The organism is Psychrobacter sp. DM4 (genome assembly GCF_051307035.1).
In the GTDB taxonomy this organism is placed as follows: domain Bacteria; phylum Pseudomonadota; class Gammaproteobacteria; order Pseudomonadales; family Moraxellaceae; genus Psychrobacter.
In genome coordinates this window covers 261,515-282,439 of sequence record NZ_CP195536.1, presented here as the reverse complement: position 1 = coordinate 282,439, position 20,925 = coordinate 261,515, and the positions used below count along the sequence as shown (strand labels likewise).

The window sequence follows — 20,925 nt, the reverse complement described above, 5'->3', positions numbered from 1 at the left end:
ATTAGGCTAATCATATTGTTAGGGATAAGGATATATAGACTAAATGCCGTTTTCATGTATGAAAGATAGCCAAGAAATCTTTAGTTTCTCTTTTTCTACAGATGAATGGCATGATTTGAAGAAGAATTATAAGCAGATGGATATCTCTATGTCTTGCTGTGAATCTCAAGCATTACCTAAAACCAGTCATTACGGCACTCAGTTTTTTGCTCATAAGAAACGTGGTGATTGTCCTGTTACCGACGAGTCTAGCGAGCATATGTATGCTAAGTACTTATGTGCCCGAGCAGCCTTAGAAGTTGGATGGCAAGTTGAATTTGAAAGGCGATCAGATGATAAGAAACCGAATGTCTGGATTTCTGATTTAATAATTTACAACGATAAAGCTGCCATCCCTGTAGAAATACAGTGGTCATCCCAAACATTTAGTAGAACTAGAGAAAGACATGCAAAGTATCATTCTAGGCTATTTAAATCTTTACCTATAAGAGCAGTATGGCTTCAAAATGTTGGAAAAAGAAAACTAAAAATTTTAGAGTTTCAACAGAAGAGATGGTTACCTCTTTTTGATTTACAGCTGATGAACTCGGCTCCTCTGCACGATAGAGTGACAAAAGAGTTTATAGTTTCAGGTATCAAGCCTTTATCAATGTTGTTGAGTCCTAGAACTATACTTTGGCAAGCGCTTAAAGGTTCAAATTCTAACAATGATGATGTACTGACTTTTGAGCTAACAGATTTTATCAAACACTTACTAGCTGGTGATATCCAGTGGTTTCCAAGTAGAAAATTACCTATATTTGCCTATCCTAATATTGGCTCTACCAAATGTCCAAAGTGTAGGAAATTAACTAATTTGATTCAAGGTATAGATTTTTATTTGCCGAACGTGCATGACTCTTCGTCTTGCTTGTTAAATAGTTTACCTCTATCAAAGCTCGCTAACTTTGAGTATCAAAGTATTATAGAGCAATTAAATAGTTATCAATGGCAGGCTAAACTTGGTCATGGCGAGATATTCCTATCAGAAAAAAACGACTTTCTATTAAACCATTGCCGTTACTGTGAATCAGAAATAAGTATATATATTAGTGAAAAATTAGCTTCCTCAAGACGTAGACATAGTGTTGACAAAAACTTTTATATCAAACTTTATAAAGAGGACAGATTGTTGAATCATGTTATTAGAGACTCATTAAAGCTAGTTCACGGGTGGTACTTTATAAAATAGTATAATCAAAATTAATTGAGTAACTACTCATTGATATAATATCTGCAGTAATAAATCATCATTGTTTTTATCACTTCCCACACAGAGCAATCCATGGCAAAAAACATTACCGCTTTAGCACTAGCTTCTCTATTAACGCTACCTTTAATAGGCTGTGTCACCACTTTCAAGTCCCAAATAGCCAACCCTGAGTCTTTCACAATCGATAGCGAGACCTATCAAGCAACAGGTAAAAGCCAACGTATCAAGTCCATCGTATTGCACTATACCGTCAGCGATAACGAGCGTTCAATCCAGCTATTGACCAAAGGCAAGGTTAGCTCACACTATCTGATCATGGATAATGACGATGACAAAATCTATAGCTTAGTTCCTGAAAATCAGCGCGCTTGGCATGCAGGTGATGGCAGCTTTGCAGGACGGACGATACTAAACGATACGTCTATCGGCATTGAGATCGTCAATATAGGTATTCAACCTCAGTATCTAAGTGCGCTGAAAGATGACGAGTTAGACTATCATCCGTATGAGCACTACGCCCTATTTGATGAATTGCAGATCAAAAAAGTTGCGCAACTCGTGCAAGACATCGCCAAACGCTATGATATCTCACCAAAGAATATCATTGGTCACTCTGACCTAGCCCCTTCACGAAAGATTGATCCTGGTGCGAAGTTTCCTTGGCAACGTCTGTATAAAGAGTATGGCATTGGCGCGTGGTATGACGAAGGCGATAAACGCTACTTTACTAAAGAAGTTGAGTTTACAACGCCAACGATACTTGAGATCAAGCAAGCCTTTCGCGACTATGGGTATCAGATCAACGATAGCGATGAATGGGACAAAGCCAGTCGCGATGTCATCTATGCCTTTCAGTTACACTTTCGACCACAGCAACCAACGGGCAAGATGGATATAGAGACCTATGCTATTTTAAAAGCCTTGAATAAGAAGTATGCTGGTCGTGATGACTTCTACTAAAATTAGGCATTAGCCCTTAACCATCAATAATCTATCCATAACAATAATGAAAAAGGAAATGCTATGAGCACCCTATTTAGCGTGAATTTGAATAAACTGGCATTAATCAGAAACTCTCGCGGCACCGATTATCCCAATCTGCTGTACTTTGTGAAAAAGCTGATTGATCTAGGGGTCAAAGGTTTTACTGTGCATCCAAGACCTGATGAGCGTCATATCAGATACCAAGATGTCTATGATATCAGTGAGTTTCTAAAAGATTATAAAAACATCGAATTCAATATCGAAGGCAATCCGAATGAGCAATTTTTATCGCTAATTCGTGAGGTCAAACCGCATCAATGTACCCTCGTGCCAGACAGCGAAGATCAACTGACCTCAGATCATGGTTTCGACATTATCAAGCATAAAGATATGTTGTCAGAACTCAGTCATGAGCTACAAGCCTTTGGTACGCGCTGCGCAGTATTTATCGATCCTGATATCGAGCAGATTCAAGCCGTTATCGATAGCGATGTGCAAACGATCGAGATGTATACCGAGGAATGGGCGCGCACCTATGATAGTAGTGATGACAGTAGTGATGACAGTGCCAACAACGATGGCAAGGGTAATTTCGATGAGGTCAAACAACGCTTTAGCGATTGCATCAACCTCGCCAGTGAAAACGGTATACGCGTCAATGCGGGTCATGATTTGAACTTGGACAATTTAGACGATTTACTCAGTCTTGGTGACGTCGCGGAAGTGTCAATTGGTCACGCCTTCACCATCGAGTCGCTTGAGCAAGGGATTGATAATGTGGTGCGTCAGTATTTGAAGATTTGTGGTTAAGCGATTTCCTTGACTGTTTTTATGCACAAGGTATCTATTATGACGCTACGCATCCATGCCTTATTCCATACCGATTACGAAGACCTTAGCTTTATCAAGCAGTGGGCAATTAGTCAAAATCATAGCATGAGCTACGCCCTGCCTCACAATAATGACGTATTGCCAACACACGACCGTTTTGATTAGACAAGCTATTGATGCTGGAAAAACGGTGATCGGCGTTTGCTTAGGAGCGCAGCTTATCGCGCATTGTTTGGGCGCTACCGTCCAGCCAGCTAACGTAAAAGAGGTCGGTTGGTTGCCGATTCGCTTGACGGCAAAAGGATAATCACATCCTTTATTATAAGATTTACCTAAGCAAGCTTTTACGGTAGTTCATTGGCACGGTGATGGTTTTGACTGTCCACAAGGCGCAACTACTATTGCCACTTCGGAAGCATGGGCAAATCAAGGCTTTATCTATCAAACACCACAGCATAAACAGCGTGGCACTTGGGTACTCGCTTGGCAATGTCACTTTGAAGCCACCAAAAAGAGCTTACCTAAAATGGTCTCCAATGGTAATGCGGCTATTCAAAGTGGACTGAAACACTATCCCGAAACGGTACAAGCACCGGATGAGATATTAGCGCTAGGCGATAAATATATCGAAGAAAATAACGCCAGACTTGCCACTATGTTTAATCGAATAGCATCGTCAGCAAATAAATAGTATAAGGAGTCAGTCATGAGTCATTCACAGCAAGATGAACAACAAAAACTTGAAGAGTATCTAGAAGCCAAAGCTAAAGAAGAGCAGGAAAATCAGCAACAACAAGAAGGTGAATCGCTGTCTGAATATGAGGCTTGTGTGCTTAGGGAGAGTGCTCGGGTAAAGGAGTTGATGGCTGAGGCGAAGAAGGGTTTGGAGGATGAATAATTGGAAGAAAATACTGAAATAAAACAACGTAAATTCTTTTATTGACCTGCGTTGAGTCAGAAGTAAGCGTCAACTATACTAGTCTAGAGGCATCATAGGTTTCAAAATCTTCATAGTAGAGAGGATCAAAAAGGGATATAGTTTCAATCTCATCAACTCTAATAAGCATCTTCAAGTCATCAATTTTTTCAGAGTTTACTTTATCATTATCATCTAAAAATTTGTTTTTTTCGTACATAGGCATGTAATTGCAATTAGTGATCAATGTAAGTAAATCTTTATCTCTATATCCACTTAAAAATGGAATAATCATTATATTTTCTAAATCAACATTATTAAATTGTTCGCTTACTACAAAACCAATGTATACCTTTCGAGATTTTAGAGAAACCTTGACAAAAGAGTCTTTCTGCATAGCGTGGATAACTATATTTAGAACACCATCTAGGCCCATAAGTGATTTATAATCATCTTCTGAATTATTGGGCCCCTTTTGTCCCTCACAAACGATCCATGCAAAAAAAGCGACTATCAATGCATGAAAATAAATAGGATGTTCATTAAAAAGTTTGATACTAAATATCTTTTCGTTTGACCATGCTAGAGTGCTGAAAGCAGAGTGAAAAACACATAATGAAATAGTTTCTATAATCCAATTTATTATCCACGAGACTAGGTAACCGAAAAAATAGATGCACATCCCACCTATAATAACGCTTACGCCATTAGAAGCTAAATAAACATATGCTTCCCACCCAGCACTGCGTCTAAGTACGTTTTTTTTAGTAGGCTTAGACGACGCCTCCATATATCCTAAAATTAAAATATATACTACTGCTAATAGGCCCATAGTACACTAACCAGCTTCACCCTCGGTTTCAGATAATTTTCTGGCTTCCATTCTTTTCAATGCTTGGATCTGCTTTGTCATTCCCTCTTGCACACTCTTGTTCTCATAGTTCACACGTAAGTTACCATATTCGTCAACGATAAGACGCTCATTCATATCTTTTTTACAACCTTTCGGGTTTGCAAATATATTAAGTGCTTTGTTTACAATGTTCATTGCCATAGTCCTTATACAAGCTAGAACTTGCTAATCCAGCAATTCTATAGGGTAATAAGTAGTTGCCTTGATTATTTATAATATACTAAACGCATAAAGTCAGCAATTACTTCTCATTATGCGAATGTTTCTTCTGTAATGGAAAACACGTTAATTGTTAAGAAAAATTTTTTCTGTCGTAATGGACAAAGTTCACGCTTGAAATAAAAAGGCGGGAAATGCTCCCAAATAAAAGCAAATTCCAAACACAAAAAAGGTGAGCCGAAGCCCACCTTTTTTATTATCTAAAACAACCAAATCAAACCAGTCTATCGCAACCAAGCACGAGCATTACGGAACATACGCATCCACGCACCGTCCTCATCCCACGCTTCTGGTTTCCAGCTTAAGCCAAACCAATCAAATCAGGCTGCTTATCCAACAAGCGCATAAGCGTAATCGTCGCCCCTGTTGGATTTCTAGTCCCTTGTTCCCAGTTCTGTAAAGTACGAGAGCTGATATTTAGCTTATCGGCAAACTGCTGTTGCGATAACCCTGTCTTAGTACGAATTAATTTAATATCGGGCATTTCATGACTAAACTGTCGGCTAGGTTGGGCGTCCCCTTTGGCAATTGCTAATGCTTGATTCAATGACGTTGATAGATCATCATAAAATTCATTACTCATGATTATATACCTCTTTGATTTGTTGAGTTAGTTTATACAAGCTAGATTTTTCTTGACTCGATAAACTGACCTTTTTATTTTTTGGATAGGCAAGCAACATAAAAAATATGCCGTGACTATCAACAAAATAATAGATGATACGTACGCCACCACTTTTACCTTGATTCAGCGCCCATCTAGTTTTTCTGACACCACCTGTACCTTGAATTAAAGCCCCTTGGTCTGGATTATTTATCAAATCCGCTTGCAGCTCTTTATAGTTATCATCATCCAACAATTTAAGCACTTGTTTGGTAAATAACGGGGTTTCTATAAAATGTAGCATCTATAATCCTTTATCGTTATTTCTCAAGTATATACGTCATTGACGTATATTTCCAATAGTATTTTTTAGCAAATTTCAAACCAACTATAAACAGTAGTCTTGAGGCGCGGTTTAGCACCGACTGTAGCGGTATCCTGCTGGTTTGGGCGAGTTGCGATGGGTAGGTTTTGGGGTGTCGACGCGGAGCAAGCGACGACCCAAACCGTAGCCAGCGCCTCGCCCAGACTGGCAGATACAAGCGAAAGGCGGGATTAGCTCCCCTATTTCTCAAAAACCCAAATCCCAAACACAAAAAAGGTGAGCCTAAGCCCACCTTCTTATTTTAAAAAACAGCTATCTAAAACTATACCTTAGAACAAATTACCTTATATCTTAACGCAACCAAGCCCGCGCATTACGGAACATACGCATCCACGCACCGTCCTCATCCCACGCTTCTGGTTTCCAGCTGTGGTTATAGGCTTTTAAGTTACGCTCAGGATGCGGCATCATGATAGTGACGCGACCATCAGTACTACACAGACCCGTGACACCGCCGAGCGAGCCGTTTGGATTGAGCGGATAAGTCTCAGTAGGATGACCTTGGCTATCGACATAACGCATCGCTAGCTGACCGTGTTTGGACATGCCATCGATTTCGGTCTCGTTAAGCGTGGCGTAGCCTTCCCCATGGGCGACAGCAATCGGTAAGATACTATCTTGCATGCCTTTGAATAGGATGGACTTGGTACGCTCGACTTTGACATTGACCGTACGCGCCTCAAAACGAGCCGATTGGTTGGCGATGAAGCGTGGGAAATTATCTGCACCTGGGATGAGGTCTTTTAACTGAGCCATCATCTGACAGCCATTACAGACGCCTAGTGAGAAGGTATCAGGACGGGCAAAGAAGCGCACAAACTGCATGCGTAACTCGTCATGGAACAGGATAGAGTTCGCCCAGCCAGAGCCTGCGCCCAATACATCACCATAACTAAAGCCACCACACGCGACCAGACCGTCGAAGTCACGTAGATTGATACGACCACTCAGTAGATCGCTCATGTGTACATCGACCGCTTCAAAACCCGCTTGGGTAAAGCCTGCTGCCATTTCTGTCTGACCGTTGACGCCTTGCTCGCGGAGGATGGCGACTCTTGGTTGGCTGTTATTAGCATCAGCACGGCTGCTTACATAAGGTGCTTCAACCTTTTGATTGAGATCAAAGTTTGGCGCAGCGATTAGGCCTTTGTGACTGTCATCACTGATTAGGTCATACTCTTGCTGTACGCACGCTGGATTATCACGGCGGCGCGCGATCTGATAGCTAACCTGCGTCCACGCTTGCTGTAACTCAGTACGGCTAAAGCGTAAGGTATCATCACCCATGTGCAAAGGCGTTTGGATAAGTAAGCTGTCTTCTTCAGAGCTTTGACCAACGAGACTCAGCATATCAGCAACGTTAAACTCTTCTGCCAATTGCATTAGAGCAGCGACGTTTTCTGGCAATACTTGGATAACTGCACCCAGCTCCTCACTGAACAGCTGACCGAGTAAGTTATCGTCATTTAATGAAAGCTTGATACCCTGACGGCTAGTGAACTGCATCTCTGCGATAGTTGCAAGCAGACCACCATCACCGATATCGTGATAAGCGCTGATGACGCCTTGCGCGTTACCCGCTTGGATAAAGTTAAAGAAGTCGATCAAGTCGCTTGGCTGTGCTAGATCTGGGCAATCGTTACTCAATTGGCTAAGCGTTTGCGCAAGGATTGAGCCGCCTAAACGCAATTTACCTTTAGACAAATCAATACGGTAGAACGCGCTATCGCCATTGATTAGCTCAGGCGTTAGCGTTTTTGCCACATCAACCACAGGAGCAAACGCGGTAATTACCAAGCTCATTGGTGACACGACTGATTTATCCGTATCACCTTCTTCACTGCTGTCTGTCCAGTTAGCACGCATCGATAGCGAGTCTTTACCGACTGGGATAGCGATACCGAGTGCTGGGCACAGCTCTTCACCGACGGCATGTACCGCATCGAATAGTGCCGCATCTTCTGCATCATCACCGCATGCTGCCATCCAGTTCGCTGACATCGTGATATCAGACAACTGAGCAATACGCGCGCCAGCGATGTTGGTAATTGCTTCACCCACTGCTAAACGCGCAGAAGCTTTTGGACTGATAAGCGCCACTGGTGTACGCTCACCGATACTCATGGCCTCGCCGCTCATCACCTGACCATCAAGCGCGATCAATCCTGACGCTGTCACCGCGCAATCTGCCACGGGCACTTGATAGCGACCCACATACTGATCACGCACGACCATGCCCGTGATAGAGCGATCACCAATGCTAATCAAAAATGACTTACTAGCGACGGTTGGGTGACGCAGCACATCAGTAATAGACTCAGCTAAATTCACATCACCAAGCTCTAATGCTGGTGACGTGCTCTCGGTACGCTCAAAGCTACGCTTCATCTTTGGCGTGCCACCGAGCAATACTTGCATCGGCATATCGACAGGTTGCTCATCTAGCAGCGAATCGTTAACCACCAATTGACGCACATCCGTAGCTGTACCCAAGATGGCATACGGGCAGCGCTCACGCGCACAGATTGCGTCGAATTGGGCTTCGCTTTCTGGACGAATCGCGAGGACATAACGCTCTTGTGCTTCGTTTGACCAGATGGCCATTGGCGACATGCCAGCTTCTAACGACGGAATTTTACGCAGGTTGAGTATCGCGCCCATTTCGTGGTCATTGACCAGTTCAGGCATTGCATTAGAGATACCACCAGCGCCCACATCATGTAATGACACGATAGGGTTGCCGTCTTTGCCATTATTGCTCGCATCGACATCACTACCCGACTCTTCATTACCAGCTAAGGCCCAGCAGCGATCGAGGACTTCTTGGCAACGACGCTCCATCTCAGCATTGTCACGCTGAACTGAGGCAAAATCTAAGCCTTCATCAAGTGAGCCGCTATCGACTGAAGACGCCGCACCGCCGCCAAGACCGATTTGCATCGCAGGGCCACCAAGGACGATCAGTAAATCACCCTGGCGAATGGGATTTTTTTCAATGAGATTGCGTTTGATATTGCCGTACCCCCCTGCCAGCATGATGGGCTTATGATAGCCGCGCATCTCGCTGCCGTCTTTTGCCGCTGAGGTATCCAATTGGAAACTACGGAAATAACCGCATAAGTTTGGACGCCCAAACTCGTTAGAGAAGTTAGCTGAACCGAGTGGTGCTTGTGTCATAATCTCAAGGCTCGTTGCCATACGATCGGGCGTGCCATAAGCCTGAGTACTTAGCTGACCTGACTGCTCCCATTTCTCAGCGAGCTCTGGGATATGCAAGTGTGATACGTGAAAGCCCGTCAAGCCAGCTTTTGGCTTACCGCCACGACCAGTCGCGCCTTCATCACGAATTTCACCACCAGCACCTGTCGCTGCACCCGCATAAGGAGCAATCGCGGTTGGATGGTTATGGGTTTCGACCTTCATTAAGATATCGATAGCTTCTTGATGGAAGCCATACGGATGCGCTGAATTAGGATCTTGAGGATCGGTAGGAATCGGGTAAAAACGCATCCCTTCTGCCCCAGCCATCACTGCGGCGTTGTCTTTATAAGCCGACAAGATACCTTGTGGATTCGACTGATAAGTATTCTTAATCATTTGGAACAGTGATTTCGGCTGTACTGCGCCATCGACTGTCCATTGGGCATTAAATATCTTATGACGGCAATGCTCTGAGTTCGCCTGTGCAAACATCATCAGCTCAACGTCAGTTGGATTGCGCTTAAGCTCATTGACATACGCATTCATCAGATAATCAATGTCTTCACTTGATAACGCAAAACCAAATGTCGTATTGGCAGATTCTAGCGCCGACTGACCTTGTCCGATCACATCGATATGATTGAGCGATGCTGGCGGTTCGTCATCAAATAGCTTGCTCACTTCACTCAAATCATAAACCAAGCTTTGCGTCATGCGATCAAACAATAATTGCTCAGCGTCTACTGGTAGTTTTTCGCCTGCTTCACCCTCAATTGTTAATGTATAAACGATAACGCGCTCAACGCGGTGAATCTCAAGCTCACAATTATTAAAGATATCGGTCGCTTTACTCGCCCATGGCGAAATCGTGCCAAAACGTGGACCAACGATGACTTGAATTTGCTTATCTTTAGTAGTAGCGAGGGACGTCTCGTTTTTTGCACCCAGTAGATCTAGCGCTTTTTTACGCTCATCAGCGTTTAGATCACGCGATAGCACGTATACTTGTTGCGTATTTATTTGAGTAACATGTAGCTCAGTCTTTTGTGCAAATTGGGTGATGAGTTGCTGGGTTTGAAAGTCGGTCAAGAATGGCTGTCCGGCGATAGTCATCATAAAGGCAGGTTTCCTAAAATATAGGCCATAGCAGACGCGCTGCTATACAAAGTAGAGGGTCTGCGCATTATAACAAGAAGACCCGTAATAATCAGGTAAAAGCCGTATAATTTGATAATCATCAAGCTTGTCATATTTTTACCTAACCGTTATATAGCTTACAAACGCTCACATCGTATTACTGGCAGCCTATATAACTTTAGCCACCATTATCGTTATGCTACAGGCAGTTAAATGAAAAGATAAAACTAACACTAAAATAAACAATATAAAAAGGATGTTTTATGAGTAAGCAAGAGAATATCGATAAAGTACAAGATGTTATTAAAGACGTTAAGTTTGCCATGATGAGTACTATAAACAGCAAGGGCGATGTCCATGCTTGGCCGATGACCACTAGCGAAAGCAGTATCGGTGGCAAAGAGATCTGGTTCATTGGGGATAAGTCCTCAGATGTAGTCAAAGACATCCAAGACAATCCAAAAATTGGATTATCCTATGCTACTCAAGACGAAAAAAACTATGTCTCAGTTAGCGCCAACGCTGAATTGCCAACGGACAAAGCTAAGCTAGAAGAGCTTTGGTCACCTGTTTATAATGCGTGGTTTGAACACGGTAAAGAAGATGAAAACGTGCAATTGATCAAAGTTGTACCGCATGGCGTTGAGTGCTGGATAAGCGGTAGCTCTACTGTGAATATGTTTAAGATGGTATCTGCTGCCTTACAAGATGGTAAAACTGCTGAAGATATGGGTGAGCAATTTAATATCTCGTTATAAATAAAGAGTTCTAAATTCATTTTAAACGTCAATAAGAGAGCTCTTATTGACGTTTTTTTATGTTTAAAATATTCCATATGAGATATAGAGTTTACAAATCTTCATAGCGTATTACACACTAGCTGTAGCGTTGTATTCGCCTATTTCGCTATATTCATGGTTAGTAGCTGTTTCAATATCGGGAGATATCTTCTAAAAGATATCGCTATATCAATAAATAATCATATAAATTAAAAGGAATTCTATTATGAGTAAACAAGAGCAGATGGATAAAATTCAGGTCATGGTAAATGACATTAAATATACGATGATGACCACGCGTACTCATGAGGATCATCTGCATTCTTGCCCGATGAATACGACTGAGACAAGCATTGGTGCCAAAGAAATTTGGTTCATCGGCCATAAGCCGTCTGAGACGATTGCTAACATCGAAAAAAATCCACAGGTGAATTTGGCTTATGTTAGTCAGGACGACAAAAACTACCTGTCTATTACAGGTAAGGCAGAACTGGTCGAAGATAGAGAAAAGCTTGAGGAGCTGTGGTCAGTCATGTACAACGCCTACTTCAAAAAGGGCATTGATGATTCAGAGGTTCAGCTAATCAAAGTCGTCCCGCATGGCGCTGAATATTGGGCCAATGGTAATGCTATCGCTAGCGCTGCTAAAATGGCAGCCGCAGCAGTAACAGATACGGCTATTGAAAAAAGCTTAGGTGAAAATTTCTCAATAGAACTATAGTACTTTGAGAGCTAAATACCATCAATAAAAAGCCAGTGGCAATATGCGACTGGCTTTTTATTGATGGTAACTTTAGATATCTTTTTGAATCTTACCCGCTCTGCTTCAAATAAGGCCAAGCGGCTTTGAGGTAAATCATCATCGACCACAAGGTCAGTACCACGGCTGCCATCATCAGTACATAACCGATGGTTTCAAGTGACTCCCAGTTCAGCAGCAATACCGTAATCGCGACCATTTGGAATGTCGTTTTTAGTTTGCCGACATAAGAGACGGCAACGCTGGTGCTGTTACCTAGCTCCGCCATCCACTCACGCAATGCCGATACCGCAATCTCACGCGAGATAATGACAATAGCGGCTATCGCCATGATAATGTTGGGATGCCATTGCACCAATATTATAAGTGCTGCCGCAACCATGAGCTTATCAGCGACGGGATCCAAAAAACGCCCAAAAGCGGACATAACATTGAGCTTACGCGCAAAGTAGCCATCGAGCCAATCGGTAATCGCCGCGATAATAAAGACACCTGTCAATAGCAGATGCCGTAGCAGACTATCACTAAACTCACTCATGCCAACGCGCGCGATAACATTGTCCGAAATCGCAGGCATACCTATGCCCATCGCAGGCGGCCAGTAGGCAATCGTAACAAAAAGCGGAATCATCACAATCCGTGCCATAGTGAGGTTGTTTGGTAGATTAAAGATACTTTTATGGTCTTGCGGCGTTGGCGTCTGCAATGGTGTGCTCTCGGTCATAGTAAATATCAATGTCGTAATGGCTGCTAGCTTATCATTTTTCAGAGAGGTCGTCATGGTCTCTGTGCATACTTGCGACTACTGTAGCATAAGCGATAGTTGATCAACTTAAAGTATGTCGACATGTGACATTGTAGTAAAACTACTCTAAACGTAATCTGATGTAATGAAAAATAAACAAGTGATCAAATTTCTATTACAATCAACAGATAACTCGGTATGCCTCCAGTGGGTCTGCTAGCTCTTACAGTAAATACGCTTTCCTCGGTCTATAGATCTCTGTCTGTAGGCTTTTTTTTGTTAGTTAATAAGTGCAATAAAAGCCCCGTAGTAGTCAATAAAATCAGTACGGCTCATAATCTGTTTATGGAACTCATCCTCATCATATTTATACACAGTAAAGCGCTGTAAATCATTATTATCGTAGCAGATGATTGACAAAGGTATGCCCGTTTTGTCATGTATCTCTATCTGCGGAAAAAACTCTGCTTTTAGATCGCAATCATCTAGATCTAAATTGGCAAGGGCGAGGTCCAATTCTATATACAACCATATCGGCTCGTAACTGGTAGGATGCGATATCAGCATCGTCCAAATGCCACCGCATTCAACGTAATAAAAATGTTTGGCGGTGTCATTAGACTGAAAAAAATAAAATAGATTGTTCTGATTTTTATTAATATTAGGATTATTAAAATCCTTGACCGTATGACTATTACGTTTGGCGCAGCCAGTTGAGGGAGTACCCGTCACTACTGATTCTATCTCTTCAAGAGAGTATCTATTTGTTTTACCATCATCGCTATAGGTACGCCACGTCATGTTTAACTCGATGTCTACTATCTTAAAACATGCAACGCCGTGCTCAGTTAATTTATCCTCTACATAATGAAACACCCAAACGTTAACGCCCATTTTTTTGCCTAAAGCAAATAAAGCTTTGTAATTGATATCATCGCGTCTGCCTACCGGTAAGTGCGGTTTGAATATCTTGGTATAAGGTTTCCAGTCCAGCTCTTTGGCCTTTTTGACCTCAATTAGACTTTTGATGCACTCGCCATCTAGACGGATGAGATCTATATCTTGAACCACAGGTTTGTTTTTAAACTTTTTGATTATACTGTCTTTGAAGGGTTGAAAAGAGCTGCTCATGTGACTGTTGACTGGTTTCATTTTCTTATCCTATGCCTATAGATTCAGACTGCTACGTAAGCTTCTAAAAATATAGCATAGTAATTTAATATTTATATACATTAGTTTATTAACATCAGTACCACCTGCGTATAAAAAAAGCTGCGATTAACGAGTCAATCACAGCTTTTTTAGAATTGGTACTCAATTAAAGCTGATACTCACTACTTAAGTATTGCCTCAATCGTCTGCTCTGCCATTTGATAAGCGCTCTCAATATTACCTTTATGGCACCAGTCCCCGCTCACTATCCATTGCTTATCTTTATCAACTAAAATACCAAGCCGCTGATCTTTGTCATCGATAATAGTCGCAGCATAGCGCCAGCGATGACAGTCAATTTGACTCGGTGCGGTATCGTCATTCCAATTGAGGGCTTGCTGCGCCGCTCTTAGTAGTTGCGATTTAATGGTATCGATATCCTCATCGACGTGCGTCTCTGACCAGTCATTGCGGGCATGAATAGTTATGCTCGGTAGCAGCTGCTCATGATTAGGCTTTTGGTGTTCAATAAAGACTCTATCGAGAATGGAGTCCTGCATATAGGCCACATCCCATTGAGGTGCGTCGCTTATCGTCTGTGGCAGATGCTCTATATCATTCCAACCGAGCATCAAGGTATAGCACGCCAGCATCTTTGGCTGCATAATTTGTGAATATTTACTAAAGTAGCTATCTGCCATAATCTCCATAGCTTGAACGTTTGGCGCAGTGCAGATTACCCAATCAAAATGACCTAAGCTTTCGCCATTTTCATCAAAAAGCTCGGTCTGCTTGCCAGTTGAATGGCTGTCAGTTTGCAAGTGAGCATACTGTGATAATGGTGCGACGTACGTCTTGAATTGAATCGTAGTCTGCTGCAACTTATCCGCTAATTCTCGGCCCCAACTGGTCATTTTTGGTGTGCTGATGTAGCGAGCATGATCGGTATCCCACTGCTCTTTTACCTCAACGTTTGGCGTACCTGCTGTACTATCGACAGGCGTTAGATCAACCACTTGCGCAAGCCAAGGCTGCAATAACCCTGAGTCTAGCCATGGCGCAATAAAGGCTGAAAATTCAGCTGATTTTGCGGTAAAAAACTGCGCGCCAAAATCCCATTGCCATTGTTTATCGCTATTAGTATCGTTACCCGAACGATAACGAGTCGCTAGCCGGCCTACGCTACGTGATTTCTCAAATATCGTAATGCTAACTTCATTCTTATCAAAGGCATGCTCTAACAAGGTAGCCGTAAACAATCCCGTTAAGCCGCCACCGATAATCGCGATCTTGGGTATGTTTTGATCATGAACAAGTGAGGTAGAATGAGTCATAACGGCAATAAACCTTGTAAGCAGAAAGAGAATAGAGAGAGTATAACAAGCCTATTTTATAGCACATAAAAGAGCCATGCTACTTTTGGTAACATGGCCGCTTAAACTTTTGGACGTATTAGCATGAATTTTTACGGATGTACCTTATCTTCTGCTTTGACCACCTCGATGATGCTATTAATCACCGTACTATCCGCAAGCGTCGATAAATCACCAAGGCCAACGTATTGTCCAGCTGCTATGTCGCGCAAGATACGGCGCATTATTTTACCTGAACGGGTTTTGGGTAGCGCATCGATGAGGTAGATAGCATCAAGATTGGCAATCGGCCCAATCTCCGTACGCACATGACGATTAAGCTCCGCCTTTAGGGTGTCACTTGTCATCTCCCCTGTGTTAAGAATAACAAAGGCCGCAATACCGACGCCACGGATATCATGCGGTATGCCAACGACTGCGGCCTCGACCGTCGAGGGGTGTGAATCTATGGCACTCTCAACCTCCGCAGTGCCCAAACGATGCCCTGAGACTTTGAGCACGTCATCGACGCGGCCAGTAATCCAGTAATGATTGTCCTCATCACGATACACCCCATCACCCGTAAAATAAAAGCCTGGGTACTGAGTAAAATAAGTCGCCAAAAAACGCTCGTGATCGTTATAAAGGGTACGCATCTGCCCCGGCCAGCTGTTGCTAATGACAAGATTGCCCTCGGCAGGACCTTCTAGTACCGTATCATCGGTATCGATCACTTGCGGGATAATACCGTACAAAGGATTCATGGCAGCGCCTGGCTTGAGCGCAGTAGTTCCTGGTATAGGCGCAAGTAAAATACCTCCCGTTTCCGTTTGCCACCACGTATCGACAATAGGACAGCGGCTTTGTCCGACTACTTGGTAGTACCAGTCCCAAGCCTCAGGATTGATCGGTTCTCCAACCGTACCGAGCAAACGCAGACTTGAACGATCAGACTCACGGACGAACGCATCGCCCTCTTTCATCATTGAGCGGATAGCAGTTGGTGCGGTGTAGAGCACACTGACATTGTGTTTGTCAATGATTTGACCGATGCGCGCCCACGTTGGATACTCAGGAACACCCTCGAACATGATGGTCGTGGTGCCATTAGCCAGCGGCGCATAGACACTATAAGTATGACCCGTAATCCAGCCAATATCAGCAGTACACCAATAAGTATCATCGTCTTTTATGTCGAAGACATCACAAAAGGTCGAGAGCGCATAAGTGATATAGCCGCCCGTGGTATGCAAGACACCTTTTGGCTGACCTGTTGATCCTGAGGTGTAGAGCATAAATAAGGGGTCCTCGCTATCCATAACTTCAGGTTCGCAGTGTTCCGCCTCGCCGCTGATCAATGTATGGTACCAGACGTCGCGGCGGCCACTCATCGGTACAGAATTGCCGGTACGATGAACGACGACGACTTGGGTCACGCAGCCTGTGCCTTCTATATTAAGGGCGCGATCGACATTGGCTTTGAGCGGAGTGATTTTGTCACCGCGTAAGCTCTCATCAGCGGTGATGACCAGTTTGGATTGACTATCGACGATGCGATTACCCAAGCTCTCAGCCGAAAATCCCCCAAATACCACTGAATGCACGGCGCCAATACGCGCGCATGCCAGCATAGCAACGACAGCTTCGGGGATCATAGGCAGATAGATAGTGACGCGATCGCCCTTGCCAATACCTAGTTTGCGCATAGCATTTGCTAGTCGGCATACCTCAGCGTGCAACTCTTTGTAGGATATGGTTTTGTGCTGGGAGGGATGATTGCCCTCCCATATGATGGCAGGCTTGTGTGGATTGGATTTAAGATGACGATCCAGACAGTTAACGGCGATATTGAGGGTGCCATCCTCAAACCATTTGATGCGAAAATCATCCAGATCATAGCTGACATCACTGATGAGGGTTGGCGCTTTTATCCAGTCGATCATCTGAGCGCGCTTGGCCCAAAAATCATCAGTAGCTTTTGGTGATTGAGTTGAGCGCTGGTAATCAGCAATGTACTGCTCAGGTGAGGTGTTAGCAGTAGCGGCAAACTCTATTGGAACAGGGAATGATTCTTGAGTCATGGTCATCTTCCTTTGACAGTATTATAATTCCATAGCGGTACATATCTATCATTACGCCTCATAGCAGTTTGGCAAATAAGAGTAACTGTTGCAAGGTATTGACTACGAATGACAACAATTTGAATTTACAACTGTATTCCTAAAGAATCAAACGCTCTATCTATGGCAATCATTGAGTTGTTACTTTTTAAAAAATGATAATGACAATTTATATAAGAGTGTTAAATTAATAAATAGCTGAGATCTTGAATAGTATGCTTATCAAACTCAAAGCCCATAACCAAAACAAGCCATACATATGTATGGCTTGTCGTTAGCAAAACTGAATTAAGTAGAAAGCTATTTGAGCTGTGTCACTGTTTTCCATGCGCCGCTTTGTACTTGCGATAGATACACATCATTAAAGGCGACATGGCTCTCAGGAGTAATAGCAATTGTAGATCCTGTGATTCCATCTACAAAATTAACGGTTTCCATACCCGCATTGAAAGTATCGGCATTTAGATCTTTGCCCGCAGCTTTAAGCCCTTCGACAGTAATTCTTGCTGAAGTATAACCAAGAATGGCGCCTGCTGATACATCTTCCCCTGTGGCCGCTTCGTACTTCTCGATAAAGGCTTTGGTCTCAGGCTCATTCGCTCTCAGTGCCAAATCATTATAGTAAGACACCGCATATAGACCTTCACTAGCGCCGCCTGGTGCTTCAGCAACAGCAGGATGGAAACCGGTTGCAGGAGCGATGAATTTTACATCAGTCCAGCCCATAGCGTTTGCTGTCCCTACAGCAGTAATAGCGCCACGTATCGTAAGAGATAGACCGATCAGCTCGCAATTGGCTTCTTTTAATTTGGCGATTGCACCAGCAAAGTCTGTTTCATCAGGGCGGTGTGAGCTGGCCTGAACTAAGGAGACGTTAGGGTTGTTATCGCTGATATCTTTAGCCGCTTCATTGGTCTCTTCACCATAGTCTGAGGGGATATACATGACGCATAAATTTTTAATATCATTTTCGGCAATCAGGTATTCCATACCCATTTTCATAGAGTCGTAATAAGTACTACCCATCGTATAACGGCGATTGAAAGCCCCTTCTTCTTGCATTGGCTTTGCAAAGGTAATCGGCATGATATTAGGGACATTAGCACGATCCATAATAGGGAAGCTCGCTAAGTTATGCGGGGTACCCAAAGACATTAGCATACCAAATACTTTATCTCGGCTAACGAGCTTATTAGCTGCCTGCACCGCCTTTGGTACTTGATAAGAATGATCTTCGACAACATAGCGAATCATACGACCGTTGACACCGCCAGCTGCATTCACCTCATCGAAATACATATTGGCAGCCGCTACCGCAGGATTACCAAATCCAGCAAACGGACCTGATAGATCATTAGCACCACCGAGTAAAATTTCAGTATCCGTAACGCCTTGTACTGGCATGTCACTAGTAGTAGCTTCAGCATCCGTACCGCTCGCGGCGGGCGTCTCTGAATTGCTACAACCCACTAACCCTATCGTACCGACAGATAGTGCTAGCAGCGTTGTCTTGAATGTCCATTTCATTGCCTTTCTCCTTGCGACTTAAGTCGCTGTTAGTGTTCACTTTTAATACTGCGGTAAAATAGATTTATGCTAGAGATCAGTACATAGAATCGATGAGCGCATGATGCTTCTTCTCAACGAGACTTCTTTTTAATTTCATAGTCGCGGTCAACTCGTCATCTTCAGGACTGAGTAGTACATCAATAAGGCGAAAGTGCTTGATGGTTTCTACTTGAGCCAATGTCTGATTGGTAGATTGAATCACCTCGTCTATCAACGCAATAACTTCTGGCGCATGACACAGCGAGCGAAAATCTGAGAACATCACTTGATTATCTTGCGCGTATTTTTCGACATTCTCCTGATCTATCATTACAAGGCAGCTCAGATATTTACGTCTATCGCCAATAATGACCGCATCTGAGATATAAGGCGAGAATTTAAGCTTGCTCTCGATAGCCGCTGGCGTAACGTTCTTGCCACCTGCGGTGATGATAATGTCCTTAATACGACCGGTAATAAATATGTAGCCGTCTCTTAACTCGCCAACATCACCCGTATGTAGCCAGCCTTCTTGCAAGTCCTCAGCGGTTTTTTCAGGCTTATTCCAATAGCCTGCAAACACATGGCCACCTTTTATAAGTATCTCCCCATTATCAGCGATACGAACTTCAGAGTTTGGTAATGCCCGACCTACGCTACCTGGCATCTGCTCCTGAGGCGTATTTACCGATATTACGCCTGTGCTTTCAGTCATACCGTAGCCTTCATAAATAGGTACACCTATCGCATGAAACCAGCGGATAATATCGAGCGATATGGGGGCGGCGCCTGTGGTGGCACGGCGAATATTACTCATTCCTATAAGATCCCGAATTTTATGTAGCACCAGCTTGTCCCAAAACCCGTAACGCAGACGTTGAGATGTCGTCGGTGTGTTACCTGCCATCGTAATATCAGCATAGTCATGACCTGCTTTTATAGCCTTATCAAATGCCCAGCCGTTCAATGCACTGGCATCGCTACGCATATTACTAATAGAGGCATACATTTTCTCCCACAGTCGTGGCACGGCGGTAAAAGTATCGGGTGAGACCTCTTTCATATTCTCAAATACCGTCTCAGTACTCTCAGCAAAGTTGATGATACAGCCCCTATGAATAGGCAAATCCACCGAGGTTAAACGCTCGAGCACATGACATAAAGGTAAAAAACACAGCTGCTCATCAGTCGGCAAAATGGGGAGGGTATCTATGCTCGTTTTTAGCTCAAAGAGAATGTTGGCATGCGTTAGAATTGCGCCTTTGGGATCGCCTGTCGTACCTGAAGTATAGATGAGGGTACGGATGTCATTCGCAGTACTTTGATCGATATACGCGCCAAAACGCTCTAAGGCATTGTCCGCATTTTTACCAAGTGTATATAGTTCCTCTAAAAAGAGGACTTGATCATCATCTAAGCTACGCAAACCTTTGCTGTCAAAGACAATAACTTTTTTGACATTGGGTGTCTGCTCACGAATTTCCAAAAACTTGTGTAATTGCTCGTCGTTTTCGACAATTAAAAACTTAGATTGGCTGTCGTTGAGTATATAAGCAAGCTGCTCGGGACTGTCTGTCGTATAGACACCGTTGGGTATCCCGCCTACAGCGCAGGTGCCCATGTCACAATAGAGCCATTCTTTGTTGTCTTCACTCAGAATAGAGACCGTGTCGCCTTTACTCAAACCAAGTTCAACAAGAGCCATACCGATATCACAGCTGCGATGATAATAATCTAACCAGCTGTGACTCTGCCAAATACCAAAATCTTTTTCGCGGTGAGCGATTTTGTCGCCTCGCTCCAAGCATACTTGTCGCCAAAGCTTAGTCAAGGTATCGCAGCCTTCTAAGACTTGCGGCGCATGATCGAAAGGCGCATTACGTATCTTTTGACTCGTATCATGACCATTCTTTTGAGAAGGGCTCATAGCATGATCGTGAGACGCTGCTGGCACGACGGGCGCGATCGTAGTGACCGTCGTATCAGAAGATAAAATATTATTTTCGGTATCAGTAGAGATAGTCATG

20 protein-coding genes are annotated in these 20,925 nt (G+C 43.4%); 9 read left to right on the top strand and 11 right to left on the bottom strand.

Annotated elements, in window-relative coordinates:
* Positions 1 to 58 precede the first annotated feature (58 nt).
* From ACR64G_RS01260 to ACR64G_RS01230, 7 genes are all read left to right on the top strand, one after another.
* Complete coding sequence (locus ACR64G_RS01260; protein WP_435979759.1) at positions 59 to 1,231, top strand: hypothetical protein; 1,173 nt, start codon at positions 59 to 61, stop codon at positions 1,229 to 1,231.
* A gap of 93 nt (positions 1,232 to 1,324) precedes the next feature.
* Entirely contained in the window at positions 1,325 to 2,212 is an 888-nt protein-coding gene (locus tag ACR64G_RS01255; protein ID WP_435979758.1) for an N-acetylmuramoyl-L-alanine amidase, read from the top strand.
* Positions 2,213 to 2,275: 63 nt separating this feature from the next.
* Positions 2,276 to 3,046: a pyridoxine 5'-phosphate synthase gene (locus ACR64G_RS01250; protein ID WP_435979757.1), complete on the top strand. Its 771-nt coding sequence runs from the start codon at positions 2,276 to 2,278 to the stop codon at positions 3,044 to 3,046.
* A gap of 39 nt (positions 3,047 to 3,085) precedes the next feature.
* Entirely contained in the window at positions 3,086 to 3,232 is a 147-nt protein-coding gene (locus ACR64G_RS01245; RefSeq protein WP_435979756.1) for a hypothetical protein, read from the top strand.
* The gene (locus ACR64G_RS01240; protein ID WP_435979755.1) at positions 3,225 to 3,374 is read left to right on the top strand and encodes a glutamine amidotransferase-related protein; all 150 of its coding nucleotides are present in this window, start codon (positions 3,225 to 3,227) and stop codon (positions 3,372 to 3,374) included. The genes ACR64G_RS01245 and ACR64G_RS01240 overlap by 8 nt, the downstream gene beginning before the upstream one ends.
* A 219-nt stretch (positions 3,375 to 3,593) precedes the next feature.
* Complete coding sequence (locus ACR64G_RS01235; protein ID WP_435979754.1) at positions 3,594 to 3,758, top strand: hypothetical protein; 165 nt, start codon at positions 3,594 to 3,596, stop codon at positions 3,756 to 3,758.
* Positions 3,759 to 3,773: 15 nt separating this feature from the next.
* Positions 3,774 to 3,965: a hypothetical protein gene (locus ACR64G_RS01230; protein ID WP_435979753.1), complete on the top strand. Its 192-nt coding sequence runs from the start codon at positions 3,774 to 3,776 to the stop codon at positions 3,963 to 3,965.
* 73 nt (positions 3,966 to 4,038) lie between these two features.
* Here ACR64G_RS01230 and ACR64G_RS01225 read toward each other — a convergent pair whose 3' ends face one another.
* The 5 genes from ACR64G_RS01225 to purL all read right to left on the bottom strand — a co-directional run bounded on the left by ACR64G_RS01225 (position 4,039) and on the right by purL (position 10,421).
* Positions 4,039 to 4,815: a hypothetical protein gene (locus tag ACR64G_RS01225; protein WP_435979752.1), complete on the bottom strand. Its 777-nt coding sequence runs from the start codon at positions 4,813 to 4,815 to the stop codon at positions 4,039 to 4,041.
* A gap of 6 nt (positions 4,816 to 4,821) precedes the next feature.
* Positions 4,822 to 5,031 (bottom strand): hypothetical protein, encoded by a 210-nt coding sequence (locus tag ACR64G_RS01220; protein WP_201600676.1) that lies wholly within the window; start codon positions 5,029 to 5,031, stop codon positions 4,822 to 4,824.
* A 385-nt stretch (positions 5,032 to 5,416) separates the two neighbouring features.
* Entirely contained in the window at positions 5,417 to 5,698 is a 282-nt protein-coding gene (gene nadS, locus ACR64G_RS01215; protein WP_435979751.1) for a NadS family protein, read from the bottom strand.
* Positions 5,691 to 6,023: a type II toxin-antitoxin system RelE/ParE family toxin gene (locus ACR64G_RS01210; RefSeq protein WP_435979750.1), complete on the bottom strand. Its 333-nt coding sequence runs from the start codon at positions 6,021 to 6,023 to the stop codon at positions 5,691 to 5,693. Before ACR64G_RS01210 ends, nadS begins: the two co-directional genes overlap by 8 nt.
* A gap of 372 nt (positions 6,024 to 6,395) precedes the next feature.
* Positions 6,396 to 10,421, bottom strand: coding sequence for a phosphoribosylformylglycinamidine synthase (gene purL, locus ACR64G_RS01205; RefSeq protein WP_435979749.1), 4,026 nt, complete (start codon positions 10,419 to 10,421; stop codon positions 6,396 to 6,398).
* A gap of 284 nt (positions 10,422 to 10,705) precedes the next feature.
* On the opposite strand from purL, the gene ACR64G_RS01200 reads away from it, so the two are divergent.
* A complete protein-coding gene (locus ACR64G_RS01200; RefSeq protein ID WP_435979748.1) occupies positions 10,706 to 11,200 on the top strand; it encodes a pyridoxamine 5'-phosphate oxidase family protein in 495 nt (164 codons plus the stop codon).
* Positions 11,201 to 11,447: 247 nt separating this feature from the next.
* Positions 11,448 to 11,942 carry a pyridoxamine 5'-phosphate oxidase family protein gene (locus ACR64G_RS01195; RefSeq protein ID WP_435979747.1) on the top strand — a complete coding sequence of 165 codons (495 nt, stop codon included), beginning with the start codon at positions 11,448 to 11,450 and terminating at the stop codon, positions 11,940 to 11,942.
* A 91-nt stretch (positions 11,943 to 12,033) separates the two neighbouring features.
* On the opposite strand, the gene pgsA is transcribed toward ACR64G_RS01195, so the two are convergent.
* The 6 genes from pgsA to ACR64G_RS01165 all read right to left on the bottom strand — a co-directional run bounded on the left by pgsA (position 12,034) and on the right by ACR64G_RS01165 (position 20,924).
* Entirely contained in the window at positions 12,034 to 12,705 is a 672-nt protein-coding gene (pgsA, locus tag ACR64G_RS01190) for a CDP-diacylglycerol--glycerol-3-phosphate 3-phosphatidyltransferase (protein ID WP_435980604.1), read from the bottom strand.
* 300 nt (positions 12,706 to 13,005) lie between these two features.
* A complete protein-coding gene (locus tag ACR64G_RS01185) occupies positions 13,006 to 13,878 on the bottom strand; it encodes a hypothetical protein (protein WP_435979746.1) in 873 nt (290 codons plus the stop codon).
* Positions 13,879 to 14,060: 182 nt separating this feature from the next.
* The gene (locus ACR64G_RS01180; protein WP_435979745.1) at positions 14,061 to 15,212 is read right to left on the bottom strand and encodes an NAD(P)/FAD-dependent oxidoreductase; all 1,152 of its coding nucleotides are present in this window, start codon (positions 15,210 to 15,212) and stop codon (positions 14,061 to 14,063) included.
* A gap of 131 nt (positions 15,213 to 15,343) precedes the next feature.
* On the bottom strand, positions 15,344 to 17,311 hold the full coding sequence (acs, locus tag ACR64G_RS01175) for an acetate--CoA ligase (protein ID WP_435979744.1): 1,968 nt from the start codon (positions 17,309 to 17,311) through the stop codon (positions 15,344 to 15,346).
* 339 nt (positions 17,312 to 17,650) lie between these two features.
* A complete protein-coding gene (locus tag ACR64G_RS01170) occupies positions 17,651 to 18,877 on the bottom strand; it encodes an ABC transporter substrate-binding protein (RefSeq protein WP_435979743.1) in 1,227 nt (408 codons plus the stop codon).
* Between the two features lie 76 nt (positions 18,878 to 18,953).
* On the bottom strand, positions 18,954 to 20,924 hold the full coding sequence (locus tag ACR64G_RS01165; RefSeq protein ID WP_435979742.1) for an AMP-dependent synthetase/ligase: 1,971 nt from the start codon (positions 20,922 to 20,924) through the stop codon (positions 18,954 to 18,956).
* Between the last annotated feature and the right edge of the window lies 1 nt (position 20,925).